The sequence below is a fragment of the Streptomyces sp. NPDC057565 genome (assembly GCF_042801455.1).
GTDB lineage: Bacteria > Actinomycetota > Actinomycetes > Streptomycetales > Streptomycetaceae > Streptomyces > Streptomyces yanii.
Genome location: NZ_JBHVFU010000081.1, coordinates 21,593 through 28,166, shown reverse-complemented (window position 1 = coordinate 28,166; position 6,574 = coordinate 21,593). Strand labels below are relative to the sequence as shown.

Sequence of the window (6,574 nt, the reverse complement as noted above, 5' to 3'; positions counted from 1 at the left end):
ACAACCCCAGGCCCTTCGTCTGGACGAAGACCGCCGACGAGATCTTCGAACGCCTCACCGGATATCTAAACCGAATCAAAGACTCAGGACACTAGATCCCCTGCCACCGCGGCTTCGCCGCATACGTGGCCCGGAAGTAGTCCGCCAGCTTCAGCTTCGACGCCGCGGCCTCGTCCACGACCACCGTCGCATGCGGATGCAGCTGCAGGGCCGACGCGGGTACGAACGACGCCACCGGCCCCTCGACCGTCAGCGCCACCGCCTCGGCCTTGCCCTCGCCCGTCGCCAGCAGGATCGGGTGGCGGGACTCCAGGATCGTGCCGATGCCCTGCGTGATGACGTGGTGCGGCACCTGGCTGATGTCGTTGTCGAAGAAGCGCGCGTTGTCGACCCGGGTCTGCTCGGTCAGCGTCTTGATCCGGGTACGGGACGCCAGCGAGGAGCACGGCTCGTTGAAGCCGATGTGCCCGTCCGTGCCGATCCCGAGCAGCTGCAGGTCCACGCCGCCCGCCGTGGCAAGCGCCTGGTCGTACGCCTCGCAGGCGGCCTGGACGTCCTCGGCCGAGCCGTCCGGGCCCATGAAGGACTCCTCGGACAGGCCGAGCGGCACGACGACCTCGCGCAGCACCACCGAACGGTACGACTCGGGGTGGCCGGCCGGCAGTCCGACGTACTCGTCGAGCTGGCAGATGCGCGCACGCGAGGCGTCCACCTCGCCGGAGCGCACCTTGGCCGCCAGCGCCTGGTAGATGGGCAGCGGGGTCGAGCCGGTGGCAACGCCGAGAAGGGCGTCGGGCTTGCGGCTCAGCAGGGCGCCGATGGCTCCCGCGATGAGTTCGCCGCCTGCCTTGGCGTCCGGGACGATGACAACTTCCACGCGGGGCCTGCCGATCTGAAGAGTCGCGATATGTGGTATAGACCAATCTAAGGCTAATCTAGCAGAGCCGGGCAACCCGCAGGTGACGTCCGGCTTCCCTTCGTGCGGGGTGGCCCGCGAGGCCGGTGCCCTCACCCCGGCCGTCACCGGCAACCCGGATTCGCCGCTCGCCGCCGTCTCCGAGTACCACATCGACATCCTGGCGGGCCCGGATTAGGCCCTCCCGGCCACGAAGACCTGCACCGCCTCCCTGCTGTCCCTTTATCTCTTCCTCTTCGTCGAGGGTCTGCGCGGCGGTGACGGCGGCGCCGCCGCGAGCCTGCCGGAACTGGCGGAGGCGATCCTGGCCCGCAAGGGCGAGGTCAAGGACCTGGCCGCGCGCTACCGGTTCGCCGAGCGCACGGACGGCCGGGGCGGCGAGGCCCTCCAGCGGGTCCTGGAGATCCTGCCGCTGCAGATGCCGGCGTACGAGGTGACGATCGCCCGCGGCCAGGACCCGGACGCTCCCCGCGCCCTGGCCAAGGTCACCGAGACCCGCTGACCGCGCCGGTCTCCGGCGGGGGAGGTCCGCAGAAACACCCGCGGGCCGCGGCGCCGGGACGGGACCCTCAGCCCGTCCGGCACCGCAGCCCGGAGTTGCTCGGCCGGCGGTGTGCGGTGCCCCCGGCCGGGGGAGGTACCGGCGCAGTCAGGGCAGAGAGCGCGGTACCTCGATCCACTCTCCTGTGCGGGGAGAGCGGAAGCTCTGTCTTGAGCATTGTGGACTAGACCATTCTCGTCTGTCCATCCATCGGAGCACGCCAATTTCCGGCCCCTGTCCCCTTCCACGTACGGGCAGGTCGTTCGGTTCGAAACCGGCGCGTATCCACAGGTACGCTCGCACACGTGCCCTCCATGAACGACCTCGTCCGCCAGCACACAGCCCTCGGCGACACAGACCTCGAGTGGCTGCATCTGCTGGTCTCGGAGTGGCAGCTGCTCTCCGACCTGTCCTTCGCCGACCTCGTCCTGTGGGTGCCCACCCGCGACGGGACCCGCTATGTGTCCGTCGCCCAGATGCGGCCCAACACGGGACCCACCTCGTACCAGGACGACATGGTCGGCCATCTGGTGCCGCGCGGCCGCCGCCCGCTGCTGGACGCGGCGCTCGACGAGGGCCGGATCGTCCGCGAGGGCGACCCGGAGTGGCGCGAGGAGGTGCCGGTACGGGTCGAGTCGATCCCCGTACGCCGTGAGGGCCGGGTTCTGGGCGTCATCGCCCGCAACACGAATCTCCTGACCGTCCGGACCCCGTCCCGGCTGGAGCTCACCTATCTGCAGTCGGCCTCCGACCTGGCCCAGATGATCGCCGCGGGGTCCTTCCCGTTCCCGGACCAGCAGGTCGACATGGATGCCTCGCCGCGCGTCGGTGACGGACTGATCAGGCTCGATGCCGACGGTGTCGTCCAGTACGCCAGCCCCAACGGCCTCTCCGCGTACCACCGCCTCGGTCTCGCCTCCGACCTCGTCGGACACCACCTCGGCCGGACCACCGCCGAACTCGCCCCCTCCCGTGGCCCGGTGGACGAGGCCCTGGTCAAACTGGCGAGCGGTTACGCGCCCCGCGAGTTCGAGGTCGAATGCGCGGGCGGCGTGATCCAGCTCCGGGCGATCCCGCTCAAGCCCAAGGGGGTCAGGATCGGCTCCCTGGTCCTCCTCCGTGACGTCACCGAACTGCGTCGCCGCGAGCGCGAGTTGATCACGAAGGACGCCACCATCCGGGAGATCCACCACCGGGTCAAGAACAACCTTCAGACGGTGGCTGCCCTGTTGCGTCTGCAGGCCCGCCGGATGGGATCCGCGCAGGGCCGCGAAGCCCTCAACGAGGCGGTACGGCGCGTGGGTTCGATCGCCATCGTTCATGAGACGCTGTCTCAGAATCTGGACGAGCGGGTCGAGTTCGACGAGATCGCCGACCGGGTCATCGCGATGGTCGCCGAGATCTCCCCGGGCCGGGTCACCTGCCGACGTACGGGGCGGTTCGGCATTCTCGATGCGGAAGTAGCCACTCCGCTTGCCATGGTGCTCACCGAGGTGCTGCAGAACGCCCTGGAGCACGCGTTCACCGTCGGCCAGACCGGCACGGTCGAGGTCTCGGCGGTGCGCGGCGGCTCGTCGGCCGAGGCGCGATTGCTGATCACCGTCCAGGACGACGGGTGCGGGCTGCCCGAGGGGTTCGACCCGCAGCAGGCCGGCAACCTGGGGCTGCAGATCGTACGGACGCTGGTGGAGGGCGAGTTGAGCGGATCGTTCGGCATGGTCCCGGCCCCCGAGCGCGGCACCCAGGTGGTCCTCGACATTCCGGTCCGCGCGGAGAAGTGACCGGGCCGCCGCCGGGGCGCACCCGACGGACGGCACGAACGGGAATGCGCAAAGCAGTGGGCCCGGACCGTTGATCACGGTCCGGGCCCACTGCTTCATGCGTGCGCTTTTGGGGTACTGCGCGCTGCGACTCGGGGGGCGGGTTCGTGCGTACGCTCTGTACGCGCCGCCTGACTGAGGCTCGTAGCGGTGGCGTCGAATCAGGCGCTGGCGTTACGCGCCCGGTTGCGAGCGGCGCGGCGCTTCATTGCGCGGCGCTCGTCCTCGCTGAGGCCACCCCAGACGCCGGAGTCCTGGCCGGACTCGAGCGCCCACTGCAGGCACTGCTCCATGACGGGGCAGCGACGGCAGACGGCCTTGGCTTCCTCGATCTGCAGCAGCGCAGGACCGGTGTTGCCGATGGGGAAGAACAGCTCGGGGTCTTCCTCACGACAAACGGCGTTGTGACGCCAGTCCATGGCTGCTACCTCTCCTTGGTATTACATACACGTTGCTTGTGAATGTGAACGCTTTCACGAATCCCCCCACAGATGATGGGCCGACGCCCAGATGAACTGGTTGTGGTCCTGTACAAGTGAGGAGGGGTTCTGGCTCTCAGTGGAGGCCGTTGTTGCGGGCCGTCCCGATCGCCATGTAGAGATTCGCAAACCTCGGCGGCGGATACAACCCCTTCTGGAAACTTTTTTTTGATTCCTCGGTGTCGGCTAGGTCACAGCCGTACTTCCATGGGGTGGAAGCCAGTCCAAACGTTCGAGTTGAAGGACTTTTGCTCCTTCCGCTCACACAATCACACGCAGTGCACGGCGTACGCCTGTGAACGTCACACTCGTGCGCAGGCCCAGGTGGTCACCGTCCATCTGGAAGGGCAGTGGGGCCTTTGAATGCAAGGTGAAGTCCGTGAGGTCATGGAGTGAAACCGCGTGCTTGCCGTGCGGGCCCTTCTCGGGGCTCGAAGTGAGCAGCTGGGTGCCGTACCGGGCGACTGCCGGAGTGGAGAGGCGCTTCAGGCCGAGGACATCCAGGGCCGTGTCGAACGACGCCTTCGGGGACGCGTACATCGGGCGGTTCCCCAGGTAGGTCCAGGGAGCGGTGTTCGAGATTATGGAGAGCGCGAGATCGGTGACCGGGTCCTGGCCGGGGATGTCCAGCGTGATCACCCCGTGCCGCCGGTGCGGCTCCTCCAGGAACTGCCGGACCACCTGGCGCACGTACAGCGCATGTGTGGACCGCTTCCCGCGTTCGCGCTTCTGTTCGACGCGACCGACCACGCCCGCGTCGAATCCGAGGCCGGCACAGAATGTGAACCAGCGTTCGGGGACCGACTCGTCCTCGGTGCCCGGCGTGCCGGCCGCAAGCCCGAGGCCGACCGTGCGTTCGGTCCGGTTGGCGAGCGCGTCCAGGATGGCGCCGGTCGCCTCCACCGCGTCGTTCGGCAGGCCGAGGGCGCGCGCGAAGACATTGGTGGAGCCACCGGGGACCACGGCCAGGCGCGGCAGGTTGTCGATGTCGGGACCGCGGTGCAGCAGACCGTTCACGACCTCGTTGACCGTGCCGTCGCCGCCGAGGGCGACGACGAGATCGATGTCGTCCGAGTCCGCGGCCCGCCGTCCCAGGTCCCGGGCATGCCCCCGGTACTCCGTGGTCACCGCCTCCAGCTTCATCTCGCTGGCGAGCGCGTGGATGAGCACGTCACGGGTACGCGCACTGGTGGTGGTAGCAGCTGGATTGACCACGAGGAGTGCGCGCATGGCCGCCAGACTACCTACCGTGTGGTACCCGTCTGAAGTCCCGCCCCCTGCCCTTCACGTTGGGTGACGGCACGGCTGCGAGGGGCTCGGGCACGGCACCCCGGCCCGGACCCCGGCTTCGCTTTCAGCGGGCCGGGATGTCAACCTGCAAGGGTGAGTACTCAGCAGAACACGCCGTCCTCGTCGCCCATGGCCGAGCCGACGAAGCCGGCCAGGATCACTCTCGTGGCCGGGCTCAACGCCCTCGAAGGGGCGGCGCTCGCCCTCGGCGGGATCTACATGCTGGTCATGGGGCTGCTCGGTCGGCCCGAGAGCCCGCAGCAGGCGGAGATGGGCGGACTCACTCTGATCGCCCTGGGCCTGATCCCGCTGATCGCGTCCCGCGGACTGCTGCGGCGGCGCAGCTGGAGCCGTGGCCCGGCGCTCATCACGCAGATCATCGCGCTGCCGGTGGCCTGGACGCTGCTGCGGTCGCACGGCGCGCTGATCCCGGCCGGGATCGTCCTCGCCGCGGTTTCGCTGACGGCGCTTTTCCAGCTGGCCAGGCCGGCGACCCGGGAAGCGCTCGGCATCCGGGGACCGGGCGCGACGCCGGAGGCGTGACCTGGCGGCGCAGCACGTCGGCAGCCGGGCGCGGAAGCGCACCGTACGGCCGCTGAACCACAGCGCCGGCAGCCCGTCCTGCTACTCCTCGACGAGCAGCCGCTCGCGCAGTTGCGCCAGCGTGCGCGCCAGCAGACGCGAGACGTGCATCTGCGAGATGCCGACCTCCTGCGCGATCTGCGACTGGGTCATGTTGCCGAAGAACCGGAGCAGCAGGATGCGCTTCTCCCGGGGTGGCAGGTCCTCCAGCAGCGGCTTCAGTGACTCCCGGTACTCGACGCCCTCCAGCGCCTCGTCCTCCGAGCCCAGCGTGTCCGCCACCGCCGGGGACTCGTCGTCCGTGTCCGGCACGTCGAGCGACAGCGTGCTGTACGCATTGGCCGATTCCAGGCCCTCCAGGACCTCTTCCTCGGAGATGCCCAGCCGCTCCGCCAGCTCGTGCACCGTCGGCGACCGGCCGTGCTGCTGGGAGAGCTCGGCGGTGGCCGTGGTGAGCGAGAGGCGCAGCTCCTGCAGCCGGCGCGGCACCCGGACCGCCCAGCCCTTGTCGCGGAAGTGGCGCTTGATCTCGCCGACGACGGTCGGCGTGGCGTACGTCGAGAACTCGACGCCCCGGTCCGGGTCGAACCGGTCCACCGACTTGATCAGGCCGATGGTGGCGACCTGGGTCAGATCGTCCAGCGGCTCGCCGCGGTTGCGGAACCGGCGGGCCAGATGCTCCACGAGCGGGAGATGCATCCGCACCAGCCGGTTGCGCAGCTCGGCCTTCTCCGGCGAGCCGGCGGGGAGTTCCCGCAGCTCGTAGAAGAGTGCCCGCGCCCCGCTGCGGTCGTGTGGATCGTGGTGCCCGTGCTCGCTCATCTGGCCTGCCCGCTTTGCCTGCGACTGCTCCACCGCGACCGTACGGACCACCGGCCCGTCCGCCCCGTCCACCGGATGGGGCATGGCCTGCTGCTCCGGGATGCCTGCTGCTCGCACCACCCCC

Annotated in this window: 6 protein-coding genes and 1 pseudogene; 3 read left to right on the top strand and 4 right to left on the bottom strand. The window is 69.3% G+C overall.

Annotated features, from left to right (window positions below):
• Positions 1–91: 91 nt before the first annotated feature.
• On the bottom strand, positions 92–877 hold the full coding sequence (gene nagB, locus ACFU8W_RS47735; RefSeq protein WP_345510417.1) for a glucosamine-6-phosphate deaminase: 786 nt from the start codon (positions 875–877) through the stop codon (positions 92–94).
• A gap of 70 nt (positions 878–947) precedes the next feature.
• Here nagB and ACFU8W_RS47730 point away from each other — a divergent pair.
• A pseudogene (locus ACFU8W_RS47730) lies at positions 948–1,418 on the top strand (hypothetical protein); the annotation flags it as partial.
• A 353-nt stretch (positions 1,419–1,771) separates the two neighbouring features.
• A complete protein-coding gene (locus ACFU8W_RS47725) occupies positions 1,772–3,238 on the top strand; it encodes a PAS domain-containing sensor histidine kinase (RefSeq protein ID WP_345510601.1) in 1,467 nt (488 codons plus the stop codon).
• A gap of 200 nt (positions 3,239–3,438) precedes the next feature.
• Here the strand turns inward: ACFU8W_RS47725 and ACFU8W_RS47720 are convergent, their stop codons facing one another.
• Positions 3,439–3,696 carry a WhiB family transcriptional regulator gene (locus ACFU8W_RS47720; RefSeq protein WP_003953983.1) on the bottom strand — a complete coding sequence of 86 codons (258 nt, stop codon included), beginning with the start codon at positions 3,694–3,696 and terminating at the stop codon, positions 3,439–3,441.
• Positions 3,697–4,017: 321 nt separating this feature from the next.
• Positions 4,018–4,986, bottom strand: a complete 969-nt coding sequence (locus tag ACFU8W_RS47715; protein ID WP_384052108.1) for a diacylglycerol/lipid kinase family protein — start codon at positions 4,984–4,986, stop codon at positions 4,018–4,020.
• Positions 4,987–5,211: 225 nt separating this feature from the next.
• Between ACFU8W_RS47715 and ACFU8W_RS47710 the strand changes: the two genes are divergently transcribed.
• Positions 5,212–5,589 carry a hypothetical protein gene (locus ACFU8W_RS47710; RefSeq protein WP_384052112.1) on the top strand — a complete coding sequence of 126 codons (378 nt, stop codon included), beginning with the start codon at positions 5,212–5,214 and terminating at the stop codon, positions 5,587–5,589.
• Between the two features lie 81 nt (positions 5,590–5,670).
• Here the strand turns inward: ACFU8W_RS47710 and ACFU8W_RS47705 are convergent, their stop codons facing one another.
• Positions 5,671–6,570, bottom strand: a complete 900-nt coding sequence (locus ACFU8W_RS47705) for an RNA polymerase sigma factor SigF (RefSeq protein ID WP_384052106.1) — start codon at positions 6,568–6,570, stop codon at positions 5,671–5,673.
• Positions 6,571–6,574 lie beyond the last annotated feature (4 nt).

Bases quoted from the DNA above. Each gene is read 5' to 3' on its own strand.
- ACFU8W_RS47725 (WP_345510601.1), top strand. From the start codon at position 1,772: ATGAACGACCTCGTCCGCCAGCACACAGCCCTCGGCGACACAGACCTC.
- ACFU8W_RS47720 (WP_003953983.1), bottom strand. From the start codon at position 3,696: ATGGACTGGCGTCACAACGCCGTTTGTCGTGAGGAAGACCCCGAGCTG.
- ACFU8W_RS47715 (WP_384052108.1), bottom strand. From the start codon at position 4,986: ATGCGCGCACTCCTCGTGGTCAATCCAGCTGCTACCACCACCAGTGCG.